21 protein-coding genes are annotated in these 26,481 nt (G+C 62.1%); 4 read left to right on the forward strand and 17 right to left on the reverse strand.

Annotated elements, in window-relative coordinates:
* Positions 1-15: 15 nt before the first annotated feature.
* The gene (locus KHO27_RS06865; RefSeq protein ID WP_214501473.1) at positions 16-1,107 is read right to left on the reverse strand and encodes an HNH endonuclease; all 1,092 of its coding nucleotides are present in this window, start codon (positions 1,105-1,107) and stop codon (positions 16-18) included.
* Between the two features lie 472 nt (positions 1,108-1,579).
* On the opposite strand from KHO27_RS06865, the gene KHO27_RS06870 reads away from it, so the two are divergent.
* The gene (locus KHO27_RS06870; protein ID WP_062361014.1) at positions 1,580-1,816 is read left to right on the forward strand and encodes a hypothetical protein; all 237 of its coding nucleotides are present in this window, start codon (positions 1,580-1,582) and stop codon (positions 1,814-1,816) included.
* Between the two features lie 76 nt (positions 1,817-1,892).
* Positions 1,893-2,201: a DUF3077 domain-containing protein gene (locus tag KHO27_RS06875; protein WP_214501474.1), complete on the forward strand. Its 309-nt coding sequence runs from the start codon at positions 1,893-1,895 to the stop codon at positions 2,199-2,201.
* A gap of 124 nt (positions 2,202-2,325) precedes the next feature.
* Here the strand turns inward: KHO27_RS06875 and KHO27_RS06880 are convergent, their stop codons facing one another.
* The 3 genes from KHO27_RS06880 to KHO27_RS06890 form a co-directional block, all read right to left on the reverse strand.
* A complete protein-coding gene (locus KHO27_RS06880) occupies positions 2,326-2,715 on the reverse strand; it encodes a hypothetical protein (protein ID WP_214501475.1) in 390 nt (129 codons plus the stop codon).
* Entirely contained in the window at positions 2,712-3,275 is a 564-nt protein-coding gene (locus KHO27_RS06885) for a hypothetical protein (RefSeq protein ID WP_214501476.1), read from the reverse strand. The genes KHO27_RS06880 and KHO27_RS06885 overlap by 4 nt, the downstream gene beginning before the upstream one ends.
* Before the next feature lie 230 nt (positions 3,276-3,505).
* On the reverse strand, positions 3,506-4,399 hold the full coding sequence (locus tag KHO27_RS06890; RefSeq protein WP_214501477.1) for a hypothetical protein: 894 nt from the start codon (positions 4,397-4,399) through the stop codon (positions 3,506-3,508).
* 131 nt (positions 4,400-4,530) lie between these two features.
* On the opposite strand from KHO27_RS06890, the gene KHO27_RS06895 reads away from it, so the two are divergent.
* A complete protein-coding gene (locus KHO27_RS06895; protein WP_214501478.1) occupies positions 4,531-5,430 on the forward strand; it encodes a hypothetical protein in 900 nt (299 codons plus the stop codon).
* 14 nt (positions 5,431-5,444) lie between these two features.
* Here the strand turns inward: KHO27_RS06895 and KHO27_RS06900 are convergent, their stop codons facing one another.
* From KHO27_RS06900 to KHO27_RS06960, 13 genes are all read right to left on the reverse strand, one after another.
* Positions 5,445-6,809, reverse strand: coding sequence for a S1 family peptidase (locus KHO27_RS06900; protein WP_214501479.1), 1,365 nt, complete (start codon positions 6,807-6,809; stop codon positions 5,445-5,447).
* Positions 6,802-7,584 carry a CHAP domain-containing protein gene (locus tag KHO27_RS06905; RefSeq protein WP_214501480.1) on the reverse strand — a complete coding sequence of 261 codons (783 nt, stop codon included), beginning with the start codon at positions 7,582-7,584 and terminating at the stop codon, positions 6,802-6,804. The genes KHO27_RS06900 and KHO27_RS06905 overlap by 8 nt, the downstream gene beginning before the upstream one ends.
* Positions 7,585-7,740: 156 nt before the next feature.
* The gene (locus KHO27_RS06910; protein WP_214501481.1) at positions 7,741-9,042 is read right to left on the reverse strand and encodes an McrC family protein; all 1,302 of its coding nucleotides are present in this window, start codon (positions 9,040-9,042) and stop codon (positions 7,741-7,743) included.
* Positions 9,039-9,956 carry an McrB family protein gene (locus KHO27_RS06915; protein WP_214501482.1) on the reverse strand — a complete coding sequence of 306 codons (918 nt, stop codon included), beginning with the start codon at positions 9,954-9,956 and terminating at the stop codon, positions 9,039-9,041. Before KHO27_RS06915 ends, KHO27_RS06910 begins: the two co-directional genes overlap by 4 nt.
* The gene (locus KHO27_RS06920; RefSeq protein WP_214501483.1) at positions 9,905-10,849 is read right to left on the reverse strand and encodes a hypothetical protein; all 945 of its coding nucleotides are present in this window, start codon (positions 10,847-10,849) and stop codon (positions 9,905-9,907) included. The genes KHO27_RS06915 and KHO27_RS06920 overlap by 52 nt, the downstream gene beginning before the upstream one ends.
* 189 nt (positions 10,850-11,038) lie before the next feature.
* Positions 11,039-11,983: a carbohydrate kinase family protein gene (locus tag KHO27_RS06925; RefSeq protein ID WP_214501484.1), complete on the reverse strand. Its 945-nt coding sequence runs from the start codon at positions 11,981-11,983 to the stop codon at positions 11,039-11,041.
* Between the two features lie 41 nt (positions 11,984-12,024).
* On the reverse strand, positions 12,025-13,515 hold the full coding sequence (gene xylB / locus KHO27_RS06930; protein WP_214501485.1) for a xylulokinase: 1,491 nt from the start codon (positions 13,513-13,515) through the stop codon (positions 12,025-12,027).
* A 16-nt stretch (positions 13,516-13,531) separates the two neighbouring features.
* Positions 13,532-15,007: a mannitol dehydrogenase family protein gene (locus tag KHO27_RS06935; RefSeq protein WP_214501486.1), complete on the reverse strand. Its 1,476-nt coding sequence runs from the start codon at positions 15,005-15,007 to the stop codon at positions 13,532-13,534.
* 377 nt (positions 15,008-15,384) lie between these two features.
* On the reverse strand, positions 15,385-16,497 hold the full coding sequence (locus tag KHO27_RS06940) for an ABC transporter ATP-binding protein (RefSeq protein WP_111533112.1): 1,113 nt from the start codon (positions 16,495-16,497) through the stop codon (positions 15,385-15,387).
* 126 nt (positions 16,498-16,623) lie between these two features.
* Positions 16,624-17,457 (reverse strand): carbohydrate ABC transporter permease, encoded by an 834-nt coding sequence (locus KHO27_RS06945; RefSeq protein ID WP_046856056.1) that lies wholly within the window; start codon positions 17,455-17,457, stop codon positions 16,624-16,626.
* Between the two features lie 10 nt (positions 17,458-17,467).
* Positions 17,468-18,391: a carbohydrate ABC transporter permease gene (locus KHO27_RS06950; protein ID WP_102685028.1), complete on the reverse strand. Its 924-nt coding sequence runs from the start codon at positions 18,389-18,391 to the stop codon at positions 17,468-17,470.
* A gap of 70 nt (positions 18,392-18,461) precedes the next feature.
* Positions 18,462-19,772: an ABC transporter substrate-binding protein gene (locus tag KHO27_RS06955; protein ID WP_111533114.1), complete on the reverse strand. Its 1,311-nt coding sequence runs from the start codon at positions 19,770-19,772 to the stop codon at positions 18,462-18,464.
* 137 nt (positions 19,773-19,909) lie between these two features.
* Positions 19,910-20,815 (reverse strand): AraC family transcriptional regulator, encoded by a 906-nt coding sequence (locus KHO27_RS06960; RefSeq protein WP_110698234.1) that lies wholly within the window; start codon positions 20,813-20,815, stop codon positions 19,910-19,912.
* A 177-nt stretch (positions 20,816-20,992) separates the two neighbouring features.
* Between KHO27_RS06960 and KHO27_RS06965 the strand changes: the two genes are divergently transcribed.
* Complete coding sequence (locus KHO27_RS06965) at positions 20,993-26,146, forward strand: RecQ family ATP-dependent DNA helicase (RefSeq protein ID WP_214501487.1); 5,154 nt, start codon at positions 20,993-20,995, stop codon at positions 26,144-26,146.
* Positions 26,147-26,481: the final 335 nt, after the last annotated feature.

Here is a 26,481-nt window from a genome sequence, read left to right on the forward strand (position 1 = left end):
GCGTTGTCAATCAACTTAGCCTTCAATTGCATTAAGTCGCTGCTTCAACTGCTCATTAAGCGACACACCATGTACACCTGAGTGAATCTCGCGATGACAGGATGGGCACACAGCACCTACGTACCGAGGGTGGTCGAGGCCACCGTCGGAGAGCCGATTTACATGATGCGGCTCCAGGTATGGGGTTCCATCTTTCTTAAAAAAAGGAGCTGGCTTGTCACAGCTTTCACATAAGCCTTTGGCACGCATGAGGACGTAGTGAGCGACCTTTCGGCTACGTTGGTAAATTTTGCGCTGCGCTGATTGTTCCATTGCATTCGTTACCGGCTTACAGGCAGCCAGAGCGGCTATCCGAGCAGCAGCTAACGAATCTGCGAGTTCAACCTCTGTCTCCAACTCAGTTTCGATATTCAGCTCTGGACTGCCCACAGGCACCAATCTGAATACAAGAGCAATGCGGTCCTTGCCATCAACATCCGGTTGGATTCGTTCAAAGACGTCGGCGCAGCAGAACTCACCTATGTAACGATTACCTTTTCCTTTGCCGAGCGATTTGAACAGATGAAGCGCACGACCTGTCTCAGCATGCTCAGCGACAGCTCTGTTGCCACGGTTCAATGTCATAGGGCCACGCTGCCCCTCACCAGTGTAGAGAAACGCACCGTTGTCCCAGCGGTCGGCGTAGCCGTATTGCTCGCCACTATCGCCAGTAAACAAGAAAATCGCCGGGTGGGTAGCGGATGCAGCTATGCCGCTCTGTCGGCTACCCCCGAATGGTCCGTTGATTTCACTCACGCGATCGTAAATGGCCCCAGGCTCGAACTGCAGGACTGGTTCTAGACCAGTGCTCTGCAGCTCGATGATGGAAAATCCACGCTTTTCTAAATAGCGGTTTGTGAGGTGTCCGCCTGGGAATTGGCTAACTGCGATGCCGGTAGCCAAGGAGACTATTTTCTTTGCTGGGTACGATGTACCCCCTACAGCAATCGCGTAGCGGTGGGCAGGGTTCGTCTCCCAACCATGCCACTCTCGTCTTCCTCTAAAGTCGCGGTCAAATTCCAGCAAAGCCTCATCAATACGTTCCTTCGATACAGCTTTGATCGCCACGTGCGCTGCCCTTTGTCGCCGATGTTTGTAGGAAATTTCCCCATCGTCGCCAAAGTGATCAAACGGTTCAAGAAAAACTGGCAAAGCGCCACTGCGATCGTAGCGTCCGCGCGAGAGTTCGTATGCGTTTCAGGTCCATATTCGTTGTGGCAGCAGGCGTGCCCAGGGTCTACGGAATCGGATTTTCCCTCTTCCTTGTAGTCCGTTTCCGAAACATACTTCTACCCCCTTACAGCCCGTTGCAGCCGCTGCATCACCCATCTAGTCTCGCCAAGTCGCTGCCAATTCAGCGACCGGTTTTGACAGACCGGGAAGATAGTAACGCGCGTGCATAGCCGTCTATGGTGGCTGTACGTGGGGCACTTCGGTGCGCCGGTTTCCTATTTTCCCGGTCTGTCAACCCGCGTACAGCTGCCACCTTTCTGTTTGACAGCAGAGAACGGTAGCTCCATTTGAAAATAGGAGCTCTACCATGCTGAAAATAGTCCCCGATCCACCCCTACAAGACAAATACACCACCCACACCCTCGAAGACCTTCTGGTCCAGATCTCCGAATACCTCGTCTGCGCCTTGACCGTCAGCCAGCAGACCGTCCTGCTCCACGCCAAACCCCCAGGCCAGGTCCTGACCCTCGCCGCCATGCACGAAATCGACAGCGCCCGCACTCTGGTGGAAGTGGCGCTGAGCCGCGTGCAATCCCGGCACTGACCTGGCGAGCCTGGGCTCGTACTTGATGTTCACCGATCAGGCCCCGCGCCGTTCGCGGGGCCGCAGGTGGAATGGTATGGATAAGGAATTGCAAATCCCGCGCATCAAGAAACTTGCCACTACCGGCGTCGGGCATCTCGGTGAAGGCGCGGAGGTGGGTGTGCAAGACCCGCTGTTCCGTGTGGTGGCGGGGCATCCGCTGGACCATGCGGTGGAGCAGGCGACCGTGCTGATGTGTGCGGTGCACCAGATCAGTGATCTGGCGATGGTGGAGACAGATCATCTGCCTACGCTGCTGACGGCGGTGCATTACCTCAGTGGCATGGCCAAGGCGTTGGCCCAGGATGTGAATCATGGGTTGATGGTTGGGCGGGGGGCTGAGTAGGGGGAGGGTATCTGGCTGGGGGCTTGGTTGTCTGGGCGGGCGCTATCGCGGGGCAAGCCCGCTCCCACGAGTACGCGCACACAAGCCCGATCCCACAGGCCTGCTCCCGCGTTTCGTCTAGCCGCTATGGCGCCAGGTTCACCCCGTTACAGCGCCCCTTGGTGGAAAAGTCGTTAATCTGCCGCGCCTTGTTCACCGACATCAGGATCGTGCAGCCGCCAGGATGGGCCACGTCGTCCCAGTAGTTGGTATGGACCATCACGTTGCCTTGCATCTCGGCGGTGCTGCCGACCACTTCCTTTTGCACGTAGGTGGTATCGCGGTACCAGCCCAACTGCACCCCAGCGCCGTCGGGCAACGGCTCCATGCGCATGGGCGGGCCGAAGAAGTCGATGGCCTGCTTGGCGTCGCGCCCTTGCCATTGGTTGCCCGCCATCAGCTCCGGCAGGGTCGGGATGCAGCCGGCCAGCGCAGGCAGCAACAGGCCAAGGATCAGCAGATGGCGCGTGCTCATCGTGGGGTGTTCGCCAGCATGTCGTCCAGCTCCTGCACCGCCTGGCTGTTGGCCTGGACGCCAATCAACTGGATGAACATGGCCTGGATGGTGGCGACCATCTTCGCCGCCGGCATCTTGCCGAGCGACAGCATCTGGTTGCGCGCGCGGTTATCGGGGGCGCAGACGAAGGCGAAGGTGCGCTGCAACCAGTAGTCCTTTGGTGCGACCCAGTCTTTGGCGTTGGTTTTCACATCGCGCACGGCGCCGTCGAAGCGACGTATCACCCGGGCGCTGTCCAGGCGGATCTGGCGCTGTTTGCATTTGACCTGCACCTCGTAGGCGGCGAGGGTCGGGAAGGCCGGGTCTTCGAACAGCTGCATGACCTGGGCCGATTGCACGCCACCGGGCTTTTGCAGGATGCCGGCGGCATCGGCGACGTAGACCTCGTTGTGCAGGCGTTCGCCTTTGCCGTAGATGATCCAGTAGTCGCCCGCGGCTTGTTCGGCCAGGGCCGAAGTGCTGCAGGCCATGGCCAGAATGGCCAGCCAACGGCAGGGGGGTGGAAGTCTGTGACGCATGGAGTCCTTTCCCGATTTAAGTAATCCAGGAGGGACTATACGAACGCTTGGGGAGCAGGGTCGATTAGCACGGTTGTGCTAATGGCCAAGGGCTGGTAGCGCTCAGGTTTCCGAAAGCTCGAAACGCATTTAGCCCATTCCATCGTTGCTGAATCGCATGGCTCATTTTCGGGGTCGGGCGCAAGCGAATCGCGTGCGTACCGAGTAGCTCGCTGATTGAGATATGCCAATTAACGCAGACGCTCCACCGCCGTCGTCAAGGCTGCCTTTACGGAGGGTATGGTCTCCACCACCCGTTCCTTCGCCTCCGTACCCTGCAATCGAACCCCGATAACCACGCTCTTGTCATCCTGTACGCGTGCGAACGCGATGTAGCCATTTTCCAATGGGTGCACGTACTCACCGGGCTGTACGTCTGGATAATGGCGCGCCTTGTGGAAATCGCTGCGTATGGCGATGACTTGCGTCACGGTCTTGAATGCTGGGCTGAAATTCTCGGTGAGGTAGCCGTAACTATATGCCAGCAGCACGCTGCCCATCAGCGCACCGGTGCTATGGAACAGGTACAGGTTGAGGGCCTTCCTCACGCTGGGTCGATAGCCGTAGCCGCCAATCAGCGTGGAGAGCTGCAGCCAGGCAGTATCCAGCAGCAGGCCAATCGTGGTGACGGTGAAGGTTGCCAGCGCCAGTGGGGCAACGATCATGGCCAATACCCCGAGCCATGACGGGATGTAGAACAACAGGGCGAGTATCGCCACCGTCAGGTCGAAGCTTTGCGGCGGCAACCCCAGGGTCTCGGCAACGGCATAGCGGGCGCAGGCTGTGGAAGTTAGCAGTACCAGCAGATGCACAATGACGATGGGAAGCTTGGCGGAGGGCCTGTTCCAGGCGGCGCGCAGCCAGCGTGCGAAGGGAAGGCACCAAATGATGAAGCCAAATATCACCAGCGCGCAGGCTACGGTGCTCGCGATTGTGAGCCCGGGAAAGCCTGTCGCCCAATAGGCTACGAAACTGACGCCGTACGTGGCCAGTGCGGCAGCATAGAAGCGCTGTGGGATGGAAGACTGCCTGTAGCGGGCAATGAACTTTGCTTTGAACGATTTCATGAGGTCGGTGAGTTCCATTTCAGTGGCGATTTTCGGTGTGCGCGCCAAGCCCCGGCTAAAAGCAGAATTGTGCATGATGGCAATAAAATGGCAGCCTTGCGGGCAATAGCTAAAGTAAATGTGTGCCCCCTAACAAGGAAGTTCCCAGCATGTACAGAACTGCCATTACTGTTGCTGTTGTCGCGTTGCTCAGTGGTTGTGCCAATTTCCAAGCCCCAAAGTTTGTAGATACCGGGACGGGGTGCACACCGAATAGCGCTACATCGCTGTGTTTGTTGAACACGCTGAGCGAGAATTACAAAACCTATTCCAACAGCGCGCAGAAGTCGCGGATGATCAGCGACACGACGGCCCTTGGTGCAGCGGGTGGAGCAATCATAGGGGCAGCTACAAACGCGCATTCGGACTTGTACAAGGCGGCGGGGGGCATAGCGCTGACGGCCATGGGGTTGTCCAAGTACGCCAACTTCAAAACGCAAGCGCTGGCGAGCAGGGTGGCTGCCTCAAAACTGACTTGCGCGAAAGCACCGCTCACAGATTTACTCAACAGAGCAGGCTTCGTGGCAGACGCTGATCTCACTAAGCGCGTGGCGGTCCTACGTTCTGAGTTTTCACTCCCAGGGCTGGATATGCGGCCCCTCTCTGGTAAAAGCGTGATCGAGGTTTTCAAAACCCCTACCACTATTCAGCAGACCGATTTCCTTGCGCTCTCGAACGTGGTGACCACCTACGAGGCTGCCCAGAGCAACGTGGATCGCGCGGCCAGGATACTTGAGCATATCGACGAAGAAGCCACCATGAATCTTGTGGGATTGCAGCTCACGACCATCAACGAGATTGAGAATGACGCCTTCAAGTTGGACGAGGCCATGAAGGTGTTGAGACCTGACCCACCGGTAAAAGTCACCCCGTCGACGGACACCCGGGCTGCCTTCGATGCGTCAGCCCCTGAGGTATTGAGCAAGAACGAAGAAGCGGTGAAGGTGATCGAAAGCTACGATCGCTATGCTCGCTGCATGCGCGGTGATTTCACACCAACCACCTTCTGACCAGGCGGGCACCGCTAGGTTTTGGGTACAAGCTTGGCGGTGATGTACGCGTCTATCCAGCCGCGCCACCGATCATATAGAGGACCACTCTGCAGGCTATAGCTTAGCTCCAGCGCGCCGCCATCTTTAGCCACATTGACTTTTGCACCTTTGCTCGGGGAATGGTTCAGGCTCACATAGTCGATCTTTACAACCTCCTTGAAGACAAACCCCTCTGGGGCTGGAATGGTGTCCTGGAAGGATTTGCTGGTGACTTCGTAGTTGTGCGTGTCGAGAGTCTTCGAGTAAGGGAAGGTTTGCACTCGATAGGTTGGCGCAGCAGCGTCAAGTGGGGCTTGCTCCAGAATTACCCGAATTTTCGCGGTCGCCGAATCGGGTAGTGTCTTTCCTTGGCCGGTTCCTTCTACGAGGATGGTGCGCCCATCATCGGGCACATGGACCTCGGTTTTGACATCAGGGCTATCCACATCAATGGTCTTGTAAGCGACGACCTTGAACCCTTCGGGCGGCAAAATTTCCTTCACCGACTCGGACGCATCGATCTGCGGGTGCTTCATGTTTTCCCAAGCCACCGTCCGCGGTATCCGGCCAACTTTGATTGCCGACTGGATGCTGACTGTGAGCTGGTGGTTCAGCGTTTTGGTGCAATCAGGTTCGTAACTGACACCCGCAAGCGGCTTTGCGGCATCGCCGAGTGTCTGCATGACTTTTGCCATGGGCACGGCCAGTGAGGTGGATTGCATCCGCTCGGAACCGACGGTCTTCTCGCCAATGGCGATGCCGAACACCATGCCTAGTTCATTGAAGAGCGGGCCTCCGCTATTGCCTTTGTTGAGCGGCATTTGCACCAGGATGTTCGACGTTGCTCCCGCGCCCGCCATTACCGGGCCGTAGTTGCTGGTCAACAAGCTGTCGCCGCCTTGATAGCCCAATACCTCAAAGTCGGTCTTCACGCCTTTCCTGTAGGCATCACATAACCGCAGGAAGGGCTTCACCGTATTCAGCCCCTTGATACGCAACAAGGACACATCGTAAGGCGACTGAGTGGCTGTGATGACTTCCAGTTGCACAGGTGGGTCGACCGCGCTCAAGGCATCGTCATCCTTGGCGGGAAAATACCCTTCGACATGGAAACCGTCCTCGTCGAACAGGGCACTATCGGGAATATTGTGCCCGGCCGAGAGCACCAAGCCATCAGGCGAGACCAGAAACCCGGTACCTCGCTCATGAAAGTCCACTGTTTGTTGGCCGGGCAGAGGTTCTTTCAGAGTGCCGTAAACATGGATCTGAATAACCGCTGGCCCGGCGTCGTTGTACGGCTCGCCCTGTGCCGTCAAGGCTGGCAGGGCAAGGGCGGTCCACAGCAATTGCTTACGCATGAAGCTGTGCTTCCGTACGGAAGGAGTGCAGCTTCAATATTGGCCCATTCTTGAGCAGCGACTTTCGGTTGATGGTGTGCCGTTTAGGTGTTCCTTCAAACTGGTTGCCGCCAAGCACCAGCACTTTGTCGCCCTGGTCGGCCAGGAAGAAACCTACATGGCCATGGCCTGGTGAATTCACGTTCTTGAACACCACGATATCGCCGGGTGTCGGGGTTTTCGTTTCGGTGCCCCAGCTCCTGAACGAAAGCGCGGCGGCGCTCTTGGTTGGTAGGCTGGCCCCAGCCGGCATGGTTTTCCCGGTCGATGCCATCATCAGGCAGTAGTTCATGAAGGCGGCGCACCACGCGGTGGTGTCGCCGCTGGGTTGCAGACTGGTGGCTTTGAAGAATTCGACGATCACAGGGTTCCAACGCACTGGCCACGCTGTGATGTATGGTTTGCGCTCCTCGCCGTACTTGCCTTGCCCGACATCGAGGAAGTAAAGCGCGATCTCGATGGGCATACAGTTCTTCGGTACCCCCTTCAGCACTTCCCCGGCCAGCGCTTGCTCCGCGCTTGTCGCGGCTTGCGTGCCCATGGGCGTGTAGCCGGTAAGGACGCCCTTGTTGAGTGAAGGCTGATCCTTGAATGCGTTCAGGCTGGCGGGTATGACGGGCGCCTCGCTGTCTTCCTGGGCAAGTGCGCTCCAGTCGGGGCCAGAAGCGAGGCTCAAGCGAGGCATGATCAACGCGAGGCTGCTAGCAACAAGAATTTCACGACGAGTAAGTGCCATGGCGGCTCCCTCCGATAGGTGGCGGTGCGTATGGTCCCTATACGGCTCAGGTCGGGCGTTTTGTACTGGTATAGCAGATGGCTATCGTGATGCCAGGCGCACCCGCTGAACAACTCAGCGGGATCACGCTATTGATACGGTTTTGAACCACTTGCCTCAATGTGACTGGCTGTCGGGCACCGATCCCAATTCATCCTGCAGTAATGCCAACAACTGCGGCGCAACCTGATCGAGGTCACTCATATCCAACTCCCCCACGCGGATGACGATGGAGGTGTCCTCTACCTCAAAGCGCCTGCGTTCGCCCGCTGTATTTCCGCTCGCCGGGTCCCAAGGGTACAACAGCAAGACGGAGTTGCATCGATAGCGCGACGCGTAGGCGTGCATCTGGTACAAGTCCGTCGACTTCACACCAACCTTGCGTTGTTCGGGTTTGAGCCGTTTCCATTTGGTATCGACAATAACTATGGCCTGGCCGCCGTGCTCCAGGACGATATCTGGCCTCAGCTGGAACAGTCGGTGGTTGTTCTGGCTGTTGCGCACCAGATGGAAGCGCGTGTCTTGTAGCTGCACGTGCTGGGGATGTCGGCGAAGGGTATGACGCAGGATTTTGCCGATATAGCTTTCAAACAGCAGATTCATGTCGAACAGCAGGGCGAAGGAATTTTGTGTGCCGCCAAACAGATCCGTGGTGTCACCTTTGAGAAAGGCCTTCGCCAATTGCCAGCAAAAGCCGAAGCGTTCGCTGGCCCGGTCGAGGCTGTACGCATCGACCGCCGCTGGGCTGGGCCTCACATCATCGACATCGGCGAACACGCCAAGCAGCTCCCGGGCGACCTGCAGGGTGCGCTCAGACAATGCCAAGCGCAGCATGCGCTGCAGCACCCACTTGAACAGCTGGTTGAGCAGGTGGTTCTCATCCAGCTCATCATACTCGCAGGCCAGCCGCTCCTGATGTACAAGGTTGCGCGTGATTTGTTCTTCGATCAGCAGGCGGCCGCGCACCACGGCGAGGTCGTCCTCTTCGGTGCGGTAGCGTTTCACCAAACCGTGGCGTACCTGCCTGCTCAATGCCTGGCAGAAATAACGCATCAACATGTCCAGCCAGCTACCGCTGGTGTGTTCCAGATCTGCCTGTGTGGAATGGCTCAGGTCCAGGTCATGGGCTACCAGCAACATTCGAAGCAGGTTCTGCCGTACCGCTGGTGGATGATCTTTGTTGGGCGATTCGATCTTCGGCAGGAACTCCACCAACCGGTCGCCTAGCTGGATGCTGCCAACGAACTGCTTCGGGCTGACTCGGTGGCGTGAGAGATGCTGGAGGACCGTGATGCCGAGCGAACGCCCGAGGCGCTCGAGTGCTTCGACTTCGGCCACGCTCAAGGCCAGCTCCTGCGGGTAACCGAGCTTGTCGACAACGGGTATCGGTTGGTACTCGCGAAAGCTGACCACGGTCATGCGTAGATGGCCCTGAGCATGTCGGCGTCGAGTCGGTTGGTAACCGTATAGCTTTCGCGGCTGGCCAGATGCTGGTGCTCGTCGCCAAACAGTGTGTGTGCAAGGTCTTCGCGGGTGCTGACGATGTGCAGGTGTTTGGCCTTGCTCTCGCCGTCCTTGAAGATCAGGCGCAGTTTGGCCCAGTCATCGAAGAAGTATTCTTGCAGCAAGGGGATGATGCGGTTGAGGAAGCGGTCCTGCAGTTGTGTGAGGTCGCTGATGCCGTGCAGGTATGCGTGGCCGATCATGTGGTTGCGCCCGATAAGAAATTCGATGCGGGCGTTGAGTGTGCTCAGCAAGGCGCGCAGGTCTACCCCCTCCACCGGGGTGGCAGGCAGGGTGGTGGCATCTGGCATCATCTCGCGGAAGTGGAAGCGCCGGCGCAGGGCTGTATCGAGCAGGGCGATGGAGCGGTCGGCCGTGTTCATCGTGCCGAGCAGGTACAGGTTGGGCGGCAATCCGAACTCCGGCTCCTCTGAGTCCTCTGGGCTATAGGGCAGGCGGACTGTGAGCTGGTTGGGTTGGCCCAGACGTTTGTCATCTTCGATCAGGGTAATCAGCTCACCAAAGATCTTGGCGATGTTGCCGCGGTTGATTTCGTCGATCACCAACACGAAGCGCTTCAGTGGTGGTGGTTCTACAGAGACCTTGTGACCGAGTTCTTTGTCGGTGTCGCACAGCAATTGCAGGACTGCGTAGAAGTATGGGTTGCCATATAGGCCGATATCGGCGGGCTTGCTGATCGTGCTGCGATTCTTCCATAGCTTCAGCAGTTGCGCTTTAGATAGATATAGCGGCGATGCCTGGTTGCCTATGACGATGGTCAGGCTCTTGCCTCGCACACCCGCGCTAACGTTGACCTTGTTGCCGCCCAAAGCGTCGCCTGGGGCGCAGGTGAGCCGGTGAGGCTTTTTTGGCAGTCGTCGACAATGGTGTTGAATGCAAGCTCGAAGCGTTGCTCCTCGGTCAGAGGAGCACCATTGAACTGCTGGCTGGCCTCCCAGTTGGCTTTGGCCAGTTTCGCGATACGCTTCAACGCGCCAGGCTGCAGGTCGTATCGCAGTTGCTCGTTGGTGATCTCGGGACGAATACCCTCGATGAAGTCTTGGTAGGCATAGGAGGGATGGAAGGTCACAAATTCGATCTGACCATCTTGCCGGTACTGGTCGAAGCGCGCCTTGGTGCTGGTATAGGAGTTAGGGCTGCCAGCTTGCCGTGGGTCCAGCCCTTCGACTATCGAAACGGCTTCAGAGACGGCATGGTAGGTCTTGCCGGTGCCGGGGGGGCCGAACAGGATGCGGTTCAATGGGCCATCAGCCGCGTTCGCTGTAGTAGAGGCCGGAAGGTTGGTGTCGGCTGAGGCCATGTTATTCAATTCTCCCAACGAAAGGTCAAAGTAGGGTTTGAGCAAGGTTTCTTCAAACTCGTCCAGTGCGCCAGGGGGTATCAGGAAAAACGTGCTGTTGCCCTGTGGCGTCCACTTTTTTTTGCTGAGCAGGTAGGGCTGGGCGTGTTTAGACTGCTTGAGCAATTTGTATGGGCGGCTGAGCCACCCTTTCTCGATTTCTGTAGCCGGGCCGGTGAGTTTGCAAAGCGCCTGCACGGCATTGCCATAAGTCAGATAGAACAGGGCTCCGTTTGGCGCTGCATTGAAGTTATGGACCTGGTTTGCGCCGGTTTCACCATGGAGGGAGACGAGGCGTTTTTCGGCGAGTGTGGTTCGCTGGGTAGGGGTGAAGGTGCCGTGGGATAGCTTCCAGATTCTCATGCAGCGTGCATCCTTGAGCGCAGGTCATCGAGAGAGTGAGAAGGCAAGCATGCATGGGATATTGGCGTTTGGCCATTAGTGTCTGTATGGCTGGCGGGGTGTACTGCGGCTTGGCCGATGAGGGTGGTTGAACATGCAATGCGAAGTGTCCTCAGGACCAGGCGCGCTCAGGTAGTGTTGTGGTAATCGTCATGACACTGCGCTTAGCTCATGTTCAAACGGCAGATCTGGTCCTGTCCGAGAACAGGTGATTGCTGCTGCACGAATTGCATAGCCCAGCATCGCGTCAATGCTATCCCGACCCAGCCCGGCCACCCCCGCTGGGCTGTCTGCCCCAAGGCGCGCCAGGCAAGCCAACACCGCCGCCTGGAATGTATCCCCCGCGCCGATAGTATCGCGCACCGACAACGACGCATTCGCCGGTCGCTGCCACGACCCGTGCGCACAATGCACGCTGGCCCCGTCCGCCCCATGGGTGACGAACACCAACCGGCACCGCTCATTCAACCATCCCCGCGCCACATCCCCGGCAACGCGCCCGGGGTACAGCAGCGCCAGATCTTCCTCGCTGGCCTTGATCAAGTGCGCATGCCCGGCAAACGCCTCCACCTGCCGCCGCCACAGCGCCACATCCGGCAGCGGATTAAGCCGCACATTCGGATCAAGGCTGATCAAGCGCCGGTCCCGTTCGCGCTCCACCAGCGCCATCAGCGTATCGGCCACGGGCTGCACCACCAGGGTGTACGAGCCTACATGCAACCCCCGCACACGCTCATCCAGAACCGGCAAATGCTCCAGTGTCACCTGCCGATCCGCACACCCTTCACCGCGAAACTGATACTGCGCCGAGCCATTGGCATCCAGCCCGACCATGGCCAGCGTGGTCGGCGCATCGCTGGTCACCACGTAGCGGCAGTCCACCCGTTCCTCTTCCAGCACCCGGCGCAGCCGGGCGCCGAGGTAGTCGCTGGACAACCCGCCGAACAACGCCGATTCCACGCCCAGCCGGCGCAGGCCGACGGCGACGTTGAACGGCGACCCGCCAGCAATCGCGGTAAACCCCAGCTCGCTGCTGCGGTTGCTGTTTTCCAGGCTGAAGACATCGAACAGGGCCTCGCCACACACCAGGTACATGCAGTTCTCCAGAACGATAGATAAGGGCAGGATACCTGCGCTCAGTGCGCAGGCAGTTGATCCCGGTAGCGTTGATAGGCGACCTCGTACTCGGCCTGTTGCGCCGGGCGGGGCAGGGTTCGGGTGCTTTCGTCGAGGGCGACGCAGCGTTCGCACAGGGTTTCGAGGCTGTCGCCCTGGCCCAGCTGGCGGCCGAGGCTCCAGGCGGCCTGGATCGCGGCACCGAGGGCGGCGGCTTCGGTCTGTTGGGGGCATACCACTGGCAGGCCGAGCAGGTCGGCCAGCACCTGGCGCCACAGCGGACTTTTCGCCGCGCCGCCGACCAGGCGGATTTCGCTGCCTGGCAGGCCGCTGGCGCGCAGCAGGTCGAGGCCGTAACGCAGGCTGAAGCAGGTGCCTTCGAGCACGGCGCGGCAGAGGTTGGCGCGGGTCAGGTTGGCGCTGGTCATGCCGTGCAGGTTGGCCGTGGCTTCGGGCAACGCGGGCACGCGTTCGCCGTCGAAGAAGGGCAGCATCAGCAGGCCGTCGGCGCCGATCGGGGCTTGGGCGGTGAGCTCAGTGAAGCGGTCGAGGTCGAGTTCCAGCAGGTCGCGCACCAGGGCGCAGGCGCTGGTGAGGTTCATGGTGCAGATCAACGGCAACCAACCGCCGCTGGAGGCGCAGAAGGTCGCCACTTCGCCCTGGGCGCTGACGTGGGGCTGGTCGGCATGGGCGGCCAGGGTGCCGGAGGTGCCGAGGCTCAGGGTGATCATGCCGGGGGCGATATTGCCGGTGCCGATGGCGCCGAGCATGTTGTCGCCGCCGCCAGTGGCTACCCAGGTCTGTGGGCTCAGGCCGAGGGCAATGGCGGCCTGCGCGCGCAGGGTGCCGATGCAATCGCCGGATTCGACCAACTCAGGCAGCGCAGCCAAAAGACGCTCGCCTGGCTCGATGCGCTGAAGAACATCAGGCGCCCAGGTCCGTCGGCGTACATCGTAGTAGCCGGTGCCGGAGGCGTCGCCGGGCTCAGTGCAGACGCGACCGGTCAGCCAGTAATTCAGGTAGTCGTGGGGCAGCAGGATATGGGCGAGGCGGGCGAACAGTTCGGGATGTTGGCGCTGGGTCCACAGCAATTTGGACAGGGTATAGCCCGGCGCGATGACCAGCCCGAGGCGTTCGAGCGAGCCTTGGGCGCCGCCGAGGGCATCGAGCAACTCCGCGTTCTCGGGCGCGCTTTCGGTGTCGCACCAGAGCTTGGCCGGGCGCAGCACCTGGCCTTGGGCGTCGAGCAGCACCAGGCCATGTTGTTGGCCGGACACCGCCAATGCGCGAATGGCCTGGCCATCCACGCCGGCATCGCGCAAGGCAGCGGACACTGCCGTGCGCAGGGCTTGCAGCCAGTCGACCGGATCCTGCTCGCGCCGGCCATCGCGACCTTGGGGCGGTGCATGGGCAGCGCTGCCCAGGCCCAGCACCTGGCCGCTGCCGGCGTCCAGCACCAGGGCCTTGGTGCCCTGGGTGCCGCAGTCGATGCCGAGGAACAGTCCGTCCATTTCGAAAGCCTCCGTGTCAATCGCCGAGGACCTGGCGCAGGGTTTCACTCACGCCGACTTCGCGCAAGCTGTCGTACAGGCGCTCGAAGGCGCTGACGAAGGCTTTGGACGCGGGGATCGCCGTGCCGAAGATCGCCTCGTCGCCGAGCACCCGGGCAGCCAGGCCGTCGCGCTGTGCTACTCGGGCCTGGCAGTCGGCGGCGCGGGGGTCGGGGATGCTGTAGCGGGTGCCCTGTTCATCCTCGCCGCGCAGGTACAGGGCCCAGGCGGCCACCACCAGGGCCACGCGCTCCAGGGGCTTGCCGTCGGCGATCAGGCGGTTGGCGGTGGGCACGATGAACTTGGGGAACTTCGACGAGCCGTCGGAACACACGCGCTCCAGCTGGTCGGCGATGGCGCGGTTGGCGAAGCGTTCGGTGAGGCTGTGCTTGTAGCGCGTCAGGTCGATGCCCGGTACCGGGGCCAGTTGCGGGGTTACGTCCTGGTCCATGAAGGTGCGCATGTAGCGCTGCAGCAGCGGGTCGGCGAGGGTCTCGTGGACGAAGCGGTAGCCCTGCAAAAATCCCAGGTAGGTGAGGGCCAGGTGGCTGCCGTTGAGCAGCTTGATCTTCATTTCTTCATAGGGCGTGACGTCGTCGGTGAACTGCACGCCGACCTGCTCCCAGGCCGGGCGGCCGGCGACGAACTTGTCTTCCACCACCCATTGCAAAAACGGCTCGCACACCACCGGCCAGGCATCGTCGACGCCGTGGCGCTCGAGCAGCTGCTGACGGTGGGTGGGGCTGGTCATCGGGGTGATGCGGTCGACCATGGCATTGGGGAAGCTGACGTGGCCGTCGATCCAGCGGGCCAGGTCGTGGTTCTGCAGGTGGGCGAAGGCCAGCAGGGCCTTGCGGGCGACGTCGCCGTTGTGCGGGAGGTTGTCGCAGGACATCACCGTGAAGGGGCCGCTGCCGGCCTCGCGGCGGCGGCGCAGGGCTTCGCAGAGGAAGCCGAACACGCTCTGCGGGGCTTGCGGGTTGGCCAGGTCGTGCTGGATCTGCGGCAGGTCGGCGCGGAATTCGCCGGTGCTGTCGTCGATGCAGTAGCCGCCTTCAGTGATGGTCAGCGAGACGATGCGGATGGCGGGTTCGGCGAGTTTGGCCAGCAGCGTTTCGGCGCCGTCCTCGGCCAGCAGCATGCCGTTGATCGCGGCGATCACGCGGACCTGGGTGTCGGGTTGGTCGCCCAGTTCGAACAGGGTGTAGAGGTGGTCTTGAGCGGTCAGCGCGTCGCGCATGGCGCGGTCTTCGCGGCGCAGGCCGGCACCGCAGATGGCCCAGTCGAGGCCTTCGCCCAGGTTCATCAGGGCGTCGGTGTAGGCAGCCTGGTGGGCGCGGTGGAAGCCGCCGACGCCGATGTGCACGATGCCCTGGCGCAATTGACTTGGGTCGTAGGTGGGGCGGGCGACCGAAGGGGGGAGGTGGTCGAGGTTGGGGGTGATTAGTTTCATGCTGGGGGCATTCCTTTCGAGGTCGTAGGCCGTTGAGGCTGTTGATCGCGTGATGGCGACGAGGTGCTTGGCGGTAGTTTTGTAGCGCTCTCGAGATCGAGCGCCGCCCGCGCGGCGCATCGCTGGCAAGCCAGCTCCCACATCTGTTTCGGGCCAGTCAATCCTGTGAGGTCTCCACTGTCCGCCTTGGTGCATGTCTCAAGTCTGGTGGTGCGGCATCAGCGCCAATGCTGAAACCGCGTCGTACAAACAAGGCGGACAGTGGAGATGGACCAGAAGTAACTGGCCCGAAACAGATGTGGGAGCTGGCTTGCCAGCGATGCGCCGCGCGGGCGGCGCTCGATCTCATAGGCGCCACAACCCTCTCGGCGAACACCTCAGGCCACCTTCTGCGAGCGCTTGTCGATCGCCTGCCCATTGCTATCAAACAAATGGCAATGGCCCGGATCAAAGCCCAACTCCAGCCCCTCACCAAACCCCGGCGCGAAGTCCCCGCGCACGCGCACCGTGAGCATCTCGCCGGACGCGGCGCGCACATGGCAGTAGCTGTCGCTGCCCAGCCGCTCGCTGACATCGGCCGTCACCTGCAGCGAGCCCGGCGTGCCCTGGCACACCGGGCTGATGCTCAGGTGCTCGGGCCTGATCCCCAGGGTCACCTGGCTGCCGGTATGCAGCTCGCCCGCGCACAGCGGCAGGGCGATGCGCGCACCACATTCGAGTGCCACCTCGCACTGGTTGCCCTGGTTACGGCTCAGGTGTCCGCGCAGGAAGCCCATCTTTGGCGTGCCGAGAAACCCTGCGACGAACAGGTTGGCCGGATGGTGGTACAGCTCCAGCGGCGAGCCCACTTGCTCGACGCGCCCGCCGTTGAGCACCACCACCTTGTCGGCCAGGGTCATGGCCTCGACCTGGTCGTGGGTCACGTAGATCATCGTCGCCGCCAGCTCCTGGTGCAGGCGCGCCAGCTCCAGGCGCATCTGCACGCGCAGGGCCGCGTCGAGGTTGGACAGCGGCTCGTCGAACAGGAAGATCTTCGGGTTGCGCACGATGGCGCGGCCGATCGCCACCCGCTGGCGCTGGCCGCCGGAGAGCTGGCGCGGCTTGCGTTCGAGCAGCGGTTGCAGCTCGAGGATGCGCGCGGCGTTGTCGACCTTGGCGGTGACTTCTTGCTTGGCGACGCCGGCCAGGTCCAGGGCGAACGACAGGTTCTTGCGCACGGTCATGTGCGGGTACAGGGCGTAGGTCTGGAACACCATGGCCAGGTCGCGCTTGGCCGGGGCGGTGTCGGTGATGTCGGCGCCGTCGAGGGTGATGCTGCCGCTGCTGACCTCCTCGAGGCCGGCGATCAGGCGCAGCAGGGTGGACTTGCCGCAGCCGGAGGGGCCGACGAACACCACGAACTCGCGGTCGCGCACGTCCAGGTCGATGCCCTTGATGATGGCGTGGCCATCGAAGCCTTTGTGCAGGTTGCGGATTTTCAGGTCAGCCATGGCTAGTCACCTCTGTGGTGGCCGGTTGATTGAATGAGGGTCTGTGGGGATCACTGGCTTGCAAAGGGGCCGCTTTGCGGCCCATCGCTGGCAAGCCAGCTCCCACAAGGGAATTGCGAAGCCAGGTCATTTCACAGCCCCGAAGGAGAGCCCGCGCACCAGCTGCTTCTGGCTGATCCAGCCAAAGATCAGGATCGGCGCGCAGGCCAGGGTCGAGACGGCCGAGAGCTTGGCCCAGAACAGCCCTTCGGGGCTGGAGTAGGAGGCCACCAGCGCGGTCAGCGGGGCGGCGGCGGACGAGGTCAGGTTGAGCGACCAGAACGCCTCGTTCCAGCACAGGATCAACGACAGCAGCAGGGTCGAGGCCAGCCCGCCGCGGGCGATCGGCAGCAGCACGCGGACGATCTCCTGCCAGGTGCCGGCGCCGTCCAGGCGCGCGGCTTCGAGGATGTCCACGGGGATGTCCTTGAAGTAGGTGTACACCATCCACACCACGATCGGCAGGTTGATCAGGGTGTAGACGATGACCAGCGCCAGGCGCGAGTCGAGCAGGCCGAACTGCTTGGCCAGCAGGTAGATCGGCATCAGCACACCCACCGGTGGCAGCATCTTGGTCGACAGCATCCACAGCAGCGTGCGCTTGGTGTGGCGGGTTTCGAAGAAGGCCATCGAATACGCCGCCGGCACGGCGATCAGCATGCACAGCAGGGTCGCCGAGAACGAGATCAGTACCGAGTTCCAGGCGTAGGCGAAGTAGTCGCTGCGCTCGTTGATGTGCAGGTAGTTCTCCAGCGTCGGCGCGAAGATGAACTGCGGCGGCGTGGCGAAGGCGTCCAGCTCGGTCTTGAAGCTGGTCAGCAGCATCCAGAAAATCGGGAAGAAGATCACCAGGGCGATGGCCCAGCACAGCAGGCCGAGCAGGGCGTTCTTCAGGGTGCGGGTTTGCTTGAGTGTCAGCATGGCGGGCTCCTCAGCTGCGCGCGGTGAGGTTCTTGCCGATCATGCGAACCAGCACGATGGCGGCGATATTGGCGATCAGCACGGCGATCAGGCCACCGGCCGAGGCCATGCCGACGTCGAACTGCAGCAGCGCCTGGTTGTAGATCAGGTAGGCAAGGTTGGTGGACTCGTATCCGGGGCCGCCGCTGGTGGTGGTGAAGATCTCGGCGAACACCGACAGCAGGAAGATGGTCTCGATCATCACCACCACGGCGATGGGCCGCGCCAGGTGCGGCAGGGTCAGGTGCCAGAAGATCGCCAAGGGGCCTGCGCCGTCCAGGCGCGCGGCTTCCTTCTGTTCCTGGTCCAGCGACTGCATGGCGGTCATCAGGATCAGGATGGCGAACGGCAGCCACTGCCACGACACGATCAGGATGATCGACAGCAGCGGGTAGTGCGCCAGCCAGTCCACCGGTTGCGCGCCGAACAGGCGCCACACGGCGGCGAGGATGCCGGACACCGGGTGGAAGATCAGGTTCTTCCACAGCAGCGCGCTGACCGTGGGCATGATGAAAAACGGCGAGATCAGCAGCACCCGCACCACGCCGCGGCCCCAGAACTCGCCGGCCTCCAGCAGCGCGGCGATCAGCACGCCGAGCACCACGCTGATCGCCAGCACGCTGCCGACCAGGGTCAGGGTATTCAGGGCGCCGGGCACGAAGCCCGCGTCGGTGACGAAGAAGGCGAAGTTCTCCAGGCCCACGAACTGGTTTTCGCCGGGGTACAGCAGGTTGTAGCGGATCAGCGAGAAATACAGGGTCATGCCCAGGGGCACGATCATCCACAACAGCAGCAGCGCCACCGAAGGGCTGACCAGGAACCAGCCGGGGCCGACGCGGCGTTTGCCGGGGCGCGCGGTGGCGAGGCTCGGGGTGTCCAGGGCCGATGTGTTCATGGCGACTCCGTGTGCAGCAAAAAGGGGCGGTCACCGCGCCGGGGTTCGGCGCGGTTGGTGGCGGTAGGGGTTACTTGGGGTAACCGGCGCGCTTCATCTCGCGTTCGGTGGACTGCTGGGCCGACGCCAGCACCTGGTCCACTTTCATCTGCCCGGTGAGGGCGGCGGCGAACAGCTTGCCGACCTGGGTGCCGATGGCCTGGAACTCGGGGATGGTCACCAGCTGGATGCCCACGTAGGGCACGGGCTTGAGGGTGGGGTGGTTGGGGTCGACGCGCTTGAGTGATTCGAGGGTGACCTTGGCGAATGGCGCGGCGGCCAGGTACGCGTCGTTGTAGGTCGAGGCGCGGGTGCCGGGCGGCACGTTGGCCACGCCTTCTTTTTCGGCCACCAGTTTGCCGTAGGCCTCGGAGGTGGCCCAGGTGGCGAACGTTCTGGCGGCGTCCTTGGATTTGGAACTGGTGGGGATCGCCAGTGCCCAGGAATACAGCCAGGTGGCGCCCTTGTCGGTGACTTCCTTGGGCGCAAAGGTGAAGCCGACCTGGTCGGCGACCTTGCTCTGGGTCTTGTCGGTGACGAACGAGCCGGCGACGCTGGCGTCGACCCACATCGCGCACTTGCCGCTGTTGAACAGCGCGAGGTTTTCGTTGAAACCGTTGCTGGAGGCGCCGGGCGGGCCGTATTGCTTGAGGGTGTTCACATAGAAGTTCAGCGCGTTCTTCCACTCGCTGCCGCTGAACTCGGGTTTCCATTGCTCATCGAACCAGCGTGCGCCGAAGGCATTGGCCACGGTGCCGATCAGCGCCATGTTCTCGCCCCAACCGGCCTTGCCGCGCAGGCAGATGCCGTACTGGCCCTGGTCGGGGTGGTTGAGCTTGGCGGCGAACTCGCCGAGCTGAGTCCAGGTGGGTTGCTCGGGCATGCTCAGCCCGGCTTGCTCGAACAGGTCCTTGCGGTAGTAGGTGATCGAGGCTTCGGCGTAGAAGGGCAGGGCGTACAGCGTGCCGTTGGCCGACAGGCCGTTGCGTACCGAGGGGAACACGTCGTCGAGGTTGTAGTCGGCGGGCAGGTCGGTCATCGGCGCCAGCCAGCCCTTGGCACCCCACAGCGCGGCTTCGTACATGCCGATGGTCAGCACGTCGAACTGGCCGCCCTGGGTGGCTATATCGGTGGTCAGTCGCTGGCGCAGCACGTTCTCTTCGAGCACCACCCACTTGAGCTGGATGTCCGGGTGCTGCTGCTCGAACACCTTGGCCAGGCGCTGCATGCGGATCATGTCGTTGTTGTTGACCGTGGCGATGGTCAGGGTGTCGGCGGCCTGGGCATGCAGCGGCAGGCTGAGGCAGGCGGCGGCCAGGCAGGCCTTGATCGAGTCGTTCATCAGTGAACTCCCTTATTGTTTTTGTATCGCTCGGCGCTGATTACACCCGTGCACGGCGATGCCGACAAAGCCTTGCCTGCACCTTGGCTGATACTTTTTTGCAGTGGATGAGCTGGGACTGCTACGCGCCCCAAGGCTCAGGCGCGGTTCTGCTCGGTCAGCCGCTGGGTCACCAGGCTGCGGTAGTCGGAAGGGGTCATGCCCTTGAGTTGCAGGAAGCGCCGGTTGAAGTTCGACAGGTTGCTGAAGCCCGACTCGAAGCACACCTCGGTCACCGGCAGCTCGCCCTTGGCCAGCAGCTCGCACGACTTGCTCACCCGCAGCCGGTTGACGAACTCGACGAAGCCGCGCCCGGCGGCCTGCTTGAAAAACCGCGAGAAGTAGGTCGGCGTCATGCCCAGGTGTTCGGCCACCTCGTTCTGGCTCAGGTCCTGGGCGTAGTGCTGGAAGATGTAGTCCACCGCCCGGTTGATACGCTCGACGTTGTGTTCGTCGGCCAGCTGCGAGGAGGTGACGGTGGACAGCAGTTGGTAGTCATCGCAGGCGGCGAGCTGTTCCATGAGGATAAAAAAGTATCCCAGGCGGGTCATGCCGCGGCTGTCGGCGATACATTGCAGTAGCTGGCGGCTCTCCTGGATCAGTGCCGGGTCGCGGAACTCGATGCCATAGCGTGCCCGCGCCAGCAGCGGTGCCAGCTGGGTGAGCTCGGCGAACACCTGGCTGCCGTCTTCAAGTACCTGGTCGGTGAAGTTGACCAGCATGTCGCGCTTGCCCACCACTTCGTCGGGGCCGACCTGGCTGATCCAGTTGTGCGGCAGGTTGGGGCCGGTGAGGAACAGGGTGTCGGGGGCGAAGTTGCCGATGTAGTCGCCGATGAACACCTTGCCGGCGCTGGCGACGATCAGGTGCAGCTCGTACTCCTTGTGGAAGTGCCAACGCACCAGCGGGCTGGGGAAACCGTGCTGGCGGTAGATCAGCGAGGCGCCTTCGTGGTCGTCCATCAGCTCGTAGGACGGGTCGGTGACTTTGCTCGTTCTGGGCATGGCGGTGGCTGGGCCTGGAGGGGCGAGCTGTCATCGTAGCCTGAAGTGCTCGAGCAGGGCAGAGGGGTCTAAGCCGGCATCATGACTGGCACGGGGTGGGGAGGCCCAGGGTTCTGCTGATGGCATTTAGCCTGTAATCTGGCGCCTCTGTAATATTCGGGCAAGGATTGCGTAGGAATGTTTTCGTTTACCCAGGATAAAAGTCTCGTCGTCGACCTGGAGGTCAAGCCCGCCAGGTCGGGCAAGCCGGAGGAGATCTTCAAGGTCGGTGCGCTGCGCAAGCATCCGGACAGCGAGGTCGAATGCGATGTGAACAAGGACCTGGCCCAGGTGCTGGCCAAGGTCGATGACCTTGCCGAAGGCGCCGACTACCTGCTGGGCCACAACCTGATTGCCCACGATCTGCGCATCCTGCGTCAGCAGGCGTCGAACATGCTGTTGCACGACCTGCCGAGCATCGACACCTTGCGTCTATCGCCACTGGCCTTTCCGCGCAACCCCTACCACCGGCTGGTGAAGGACTACAAGCTGGTGCGCGACACGCTCAACTCGCCGTTGGCCGACTGCCGCCTCACCCTCACTTTGTTCAACGATCAGCGCCAGGCGTTTGCCCAGTTGCAGCAGACCGAGCCCGGCGAGTTGCTCTGCTACCAGGCGCTGCTCGCGCCCACGCCGGCGGAGGACGCCGCAGGCCTGTTCAAGGCGCTGACCGGCCGGGATTCGGTGGCGGTAGAAGAAATCGGGCCGCTGATCGAGCAGCAGATGAAGGAGAGCGATGCCCAGGCCAATCGCGACCTGAAGGTGTGCCGTACGCGCTTGGGCAAGCTGCTCGCCGAAGACCTGCAGGACCCCGACATGCACCTGCCGCTGGCCTATGTGCTGGCCTGGTTGCGGGTGTCTGGGGGCAATTCGGTGCTGGCGCCCTGGGTGCGACATCAGTTCCCCAAGGTCGGCGCGCTGATCCGCGAACTGCGCGATGTGCCTTGTGGCCGCGATGATTGCCAGTACTGCCTCACCACCCATGACCCGCGTCATGAACTCAGGCGTTATTTCAACTATCCGGATTTTCGCCTGGAGGCGTCGGGCAAGCCCCTGCAGCATGACATCACCCTGGCCGGCATGCGTGGCCAGCATGTGCTGGCGGTGCTGGCCACCGGTGGCGGCAAGTCGCTGACCTACCAGATTCCGGCGCTCAATCGCTACCACCGCACTGGCAGCCTCACGGTGATCGTCTCGCCCTTGCAGTCGCTGATGAAGGACCAGGTCGACGGCCTGTTGAAAAAGGGCGTGCATTGCGCGGCGGCGTTCAATGGCCTGCTCAACATGCCCGAGCGCGCGGATGTGCTGGAGAAGATCCGCCTGGGGGACATCGGCATACTGCTGGTGTCGCCGGAGCAGTTTCGCAACAAGGCGTTCTGCAGCGCCATCGAGCAACGCGAGGTGGGCGGCTGGGTCTTCGACGAAGCCCACTGCCTGTCCAAGTGGGGCAACGACTTCCGCCCCGACTACCACTATGCCGTGCGCTATATCGCCCAGTACCACGGTGCGCGCAAACCGGCGCCCATCGGCTGCTTCACGGCCACGGCCAAGCCTGAGGTGCTGGCGGACATCCGTAGTCACTTCAAGCGCGTGCTACGGGTCAGGTTCGATGAGTTCCTCGGCAGCCACGAGCGCACCAACCTGACCTTCGAAGTGATGCGCTGCGATCGCGGCGAAAAGGCGCAGCGGGTCCATCGCCTGCTGGAGGAGTACCTTGGGCAGCAGGCTGGCGCGGCGGTGGTGTTCGTGGCCAGCCGCAAGGCGGCGGAGCAACTGGCCGAGTTTCTCGCGCATCAGGGACTCAGTTGCCGACACTTCCATGCCGGGATGGATTCGGCGGACAAGGTCGAGGTTCAGGGGCTCTACAAGAACGGCGAGATCCAGACCATCGTCGCCACCAACGCCTTCGGCATGGGGGTGGACAAGGAGGATATTCGCCTGGTGGTGCATGCCGACATTCCCGGCTCGCTGGAGAATTATCTGCAAGAGGCAGGGCGGGCGGGGCGTGACCAGTTGCCGGCGCATTGTGTGTTGCTGTACGACCCGCAGGACATCGAGACGCAGTTCGGCCTGTGCGAGCGTGCCTGCCTGAGCCAGCGGGATATCCAGCAGATCCAGAAGAAACTCAACGGTGAGTCGAAGCGCCGGGGTGGGGGCAAGCTGGTGATCACGGCGGGCGAGATCCTCATGGACGACAGCGTGCAGACCTCGTTCGACGCCGATGCCCTGGATGCCGAAACCAAGGTGGTCACGGCGGTTGCCTGGCTCGAGCGTGGCGGCTATCTGACACGAGAAGAAAACCACACGCAGATCTTTGCCTCCAGGGTGGACGTGCCGCTTGAGGAGGCCGAGCGCACGCTGCGCGCATCAGAGTTGACGGAGCGTCGTCAGGCGGAGTACCTGGCCATCCTGAGCTACCTGCACAAGGCCAGCCCCGCAGAGCGTATCGATATCCAGAAGCTGGTGGACCTCACCAGCCTGGAACCCCAGGAGGTCGGCCATGTGCTCAAGGACCTGGAAAAGCGCGAGTTGCTGGTGAGCGACACCCAGTTCACGGCGGTGCTCAGCTATGGCCAGGCGGATGCTTCGCCGCAGTTGCTGCAGCAGTTGCTGGAACTCGAGCGGGCGCTGTTGGATACCCTGGCCGAGCAAGCGCCCGACGCGCCGGGCGCGGGATGGCAGGACATCAACGTGACGGCGCTGACCTCGATGCTCAAGCTCCGCCTCGGACGCAAGAACCTGCTGCCCCTGCATGTGTTGCGCTTGCTGCGCGGGCTGTCGCCGGATCGCGATGCGATTTCCGAGCGGCGCAACAACAGTTTCGAGATGCGCCAGCTCAGCCACGAGTACATCAAGGTGCGTTTCCGTCATGCCGAAGGCTGGGCAGGCCTGAAGGCCGTCAGTGAGACCCGCGGCATCATCGCCACGAAGCTGCTGAACCACCTGATTCGCAAACTCTCCAAGCGGGGCAAGAACCAGTTGGTCGAAGCCACCTTCGGTGAGCTGGTCGGGCTGATCGAGCAGGACCTGGAGCTGCGCGACCGGGTTGCGGACAACCGTGAAAGGTATGTCGAACGGGTGCTGCTGTTCCTGCATCGCCAGGAGGTATTCAGCCTCAACCACGGCATGACCGTGATGCGCCGGGCCATGACCATCAAGGTCGATCCCCAGCGCGGTCGCTTTCTCAAGGACGACTACCAGGGCCTCGATGAGCATTACCGCGAAAAGCGTATCCAGGTGCATGTGATGCGCGAGTACGCCGAGTGCTGGCTGCAGGACCCGAAGGTGGCGCACCAGTTGGTCGACGACTACTTCACGGCGGACAAGGCGGATTTCCTCAAGGACTATTTCGCCGGTCGCGAGTCGGTGCTCAAGTACTCTACCAGCGAGGCGTCGTGGCGGATGATCGTCGAGGACCTGAGCGATACCCAGCGCGGTATCGTCACCGACGATCTGGACAGCAACAGACTCGTGCTCGCCGGGCCCGGCTCGGGCAAGACACGGGTCATCGTGCACCGTATCGCCTACCTGTTGCGGGTGCGCCGGGTGCCTGCCAGCGCCATCGTCGCGCTGACCTTCAACCGTCATGCCGCCAACGAGATCCGCAAACGCCTGCTGACACTGGTGGGCGCCGATGCCTACGGGGTCAGCGTGATGACCTATCACAGCCTGGCCATGCGCCTGACGGGTACGCGTTTCCAGCGCGGCGACGAGGTGGATGAGACCACGCTGGGCAATCTGATGCAGGACGCGGTGAAACTGCTCGAAGGCTCGCTGGTGATGAACGCCGACGATGAAGACGGCGTGACCGAGGACGAGCTCGACGAAGCGCGTGCCAACCTGCGCGCGATGTTGCTGCGCGGCTACCGGCATATCCTGGTGGACGAGTATCAGGACATCGACGAGCTGCAGTACCGGCTGGTCAGCGCCCTGGCCGATCGTGGTTCGTCCGATGAAGCCAGGCCATGCATCATGGCCGTGGGCGACGACGATCAGAACATCTACGCGTTTCGTGATACCAACAACCGCTACATTGAGGCTTTCCGCAGGGACTACGAGGCGCAGGAAGCCTTCCTTGTGGAGAACTACCGCTCCAGCGCCTGCATCATCGCGGCGGCCAACCACCTGATCGGTCTCAACGGCCAGCGAATGAAGCTCGGCAATCCCATTGCAATTGACGTACGACGCCGGGACGATCCGCAGGGCGGCGAGTGGCAGGCGCTGGATCCTCAACGCTGCGGCCAAGTGTTGCGCCTGACTGTCGACCCGGCCGATCGGCCGTTCGGCAACCGCCAGGCCCAAGCCGCGCTGCAGGAGTTGCAACGCCTGCTGGTGCTCGAGAACGGTGTTTGGCAGGGCTGCGCGATACTCGCCCGCAATCACCGATACCTGCTGGCGGTCCAGGCCTGGTGCGAACACAATGGGGTGCCGTATCACCTGGCGTCGGACAAGGACAGTGGTCTGCCGCCGACCCGCCAGCGAGACTTCGTGGCGGTGGTCGACTGCCTCGCGCAACTGGCCGAGCCCCTGGCCGTCGATCAGGCGTGGCAGCGGGTGCGGGCCCTGCTCGATGAGTACTCGACGGCCTTTTTCGAGGCGGCCTTCGACGAGCTCCGGGTCGAGTTCGGCGACCTCCAGGTGAAGCCTGCGACGATCAGCCAGAGCTTGTACGACTATGTGCGCGAGGTGCGCCGGCAAGCGGGCAACGGCCTGTATCTGGGAACCGTGCATTCGGCCAAGGGCCTGGAGTTCCGCCATGTGGTGCTCCTGGACGGGGGCTGGGTCGACAAGCAGGAGACACTCGAAGAGGAGCGTCGCCTGTACTACGTCGGCATGACCCGTGCCGAGCAGACCCTGACCTTGTGCGAGTTCACCGTGAACAACCTCTTCAGCGGTTGCCTGCCCGCCAGCATCCCGCGTCAGGTCTTCGCCGGATGCCACGACCCGGCCCTTGACCGGCGCTATCAGCAATTGACCCTCAAGGATGTCAACCTTGGCCATGTGGGGCGCCATGCAGAAGATGACGACATCCATTCGCGGGTGCGTGACTTGCGCCCAGGCGCACCACTGACACTGAGGCCTCAGGGCGAGAGCTACCTGATCCTCAACCAGCGGGGGCAGGTGGTCGGGCGAACTGCCAAGGCCTTCGAGCCGGGATTCTCGGTCGAGCGATGTGAGGTGGCTGATATCGTCGTGCGCTACCGGGAGGAAGGCAGTGAGGAACACTGGGACAAGTACCCCTGCCAGCGTTGGGAGGTCGTGGTGCCGCGCATCTGTGGCATGCCCGGTTAGGGCGGGGGAAGCCACAGGCTGAGTGATCGAGGCAAACCGGGGCTGTTGGCAGGCCAGTCCGGTTTGTCCATGCCTGGTCGGTGGAACGAGCCTGCTGATGTGTGGGGCGTTTGCTGACAATGATCTTGGCGATTTATGTGGGTCCTACAGTCATTCTTCCGTTGTTTATGTAGGCCTTTTCCTAAAGGCACCTTTTCCCCCCGGTAGCCCGTTGTGGCGGATTGGCGCTCGCTTTAGTCTCGGCCTGCTCGTCGCGCTTCACCCGCTGGAACAGGCCGGACCACTGGGCAGCTTACTGCGCAGGGATCGCGCGGTTTGGTCTGGCGGTTCTGGAG

The sequence above is a fragment of the Pseudomonas sp. RC3H12 genome, from assembly GCF_018596375.1.
In the GTDB taxonomy this organism is placed as follows: Bacteria; Pseudomonadota; Gammaproteobacteria; order Pseudomonadales; family Pseudomonadaceae; genus Aquipseudomonas.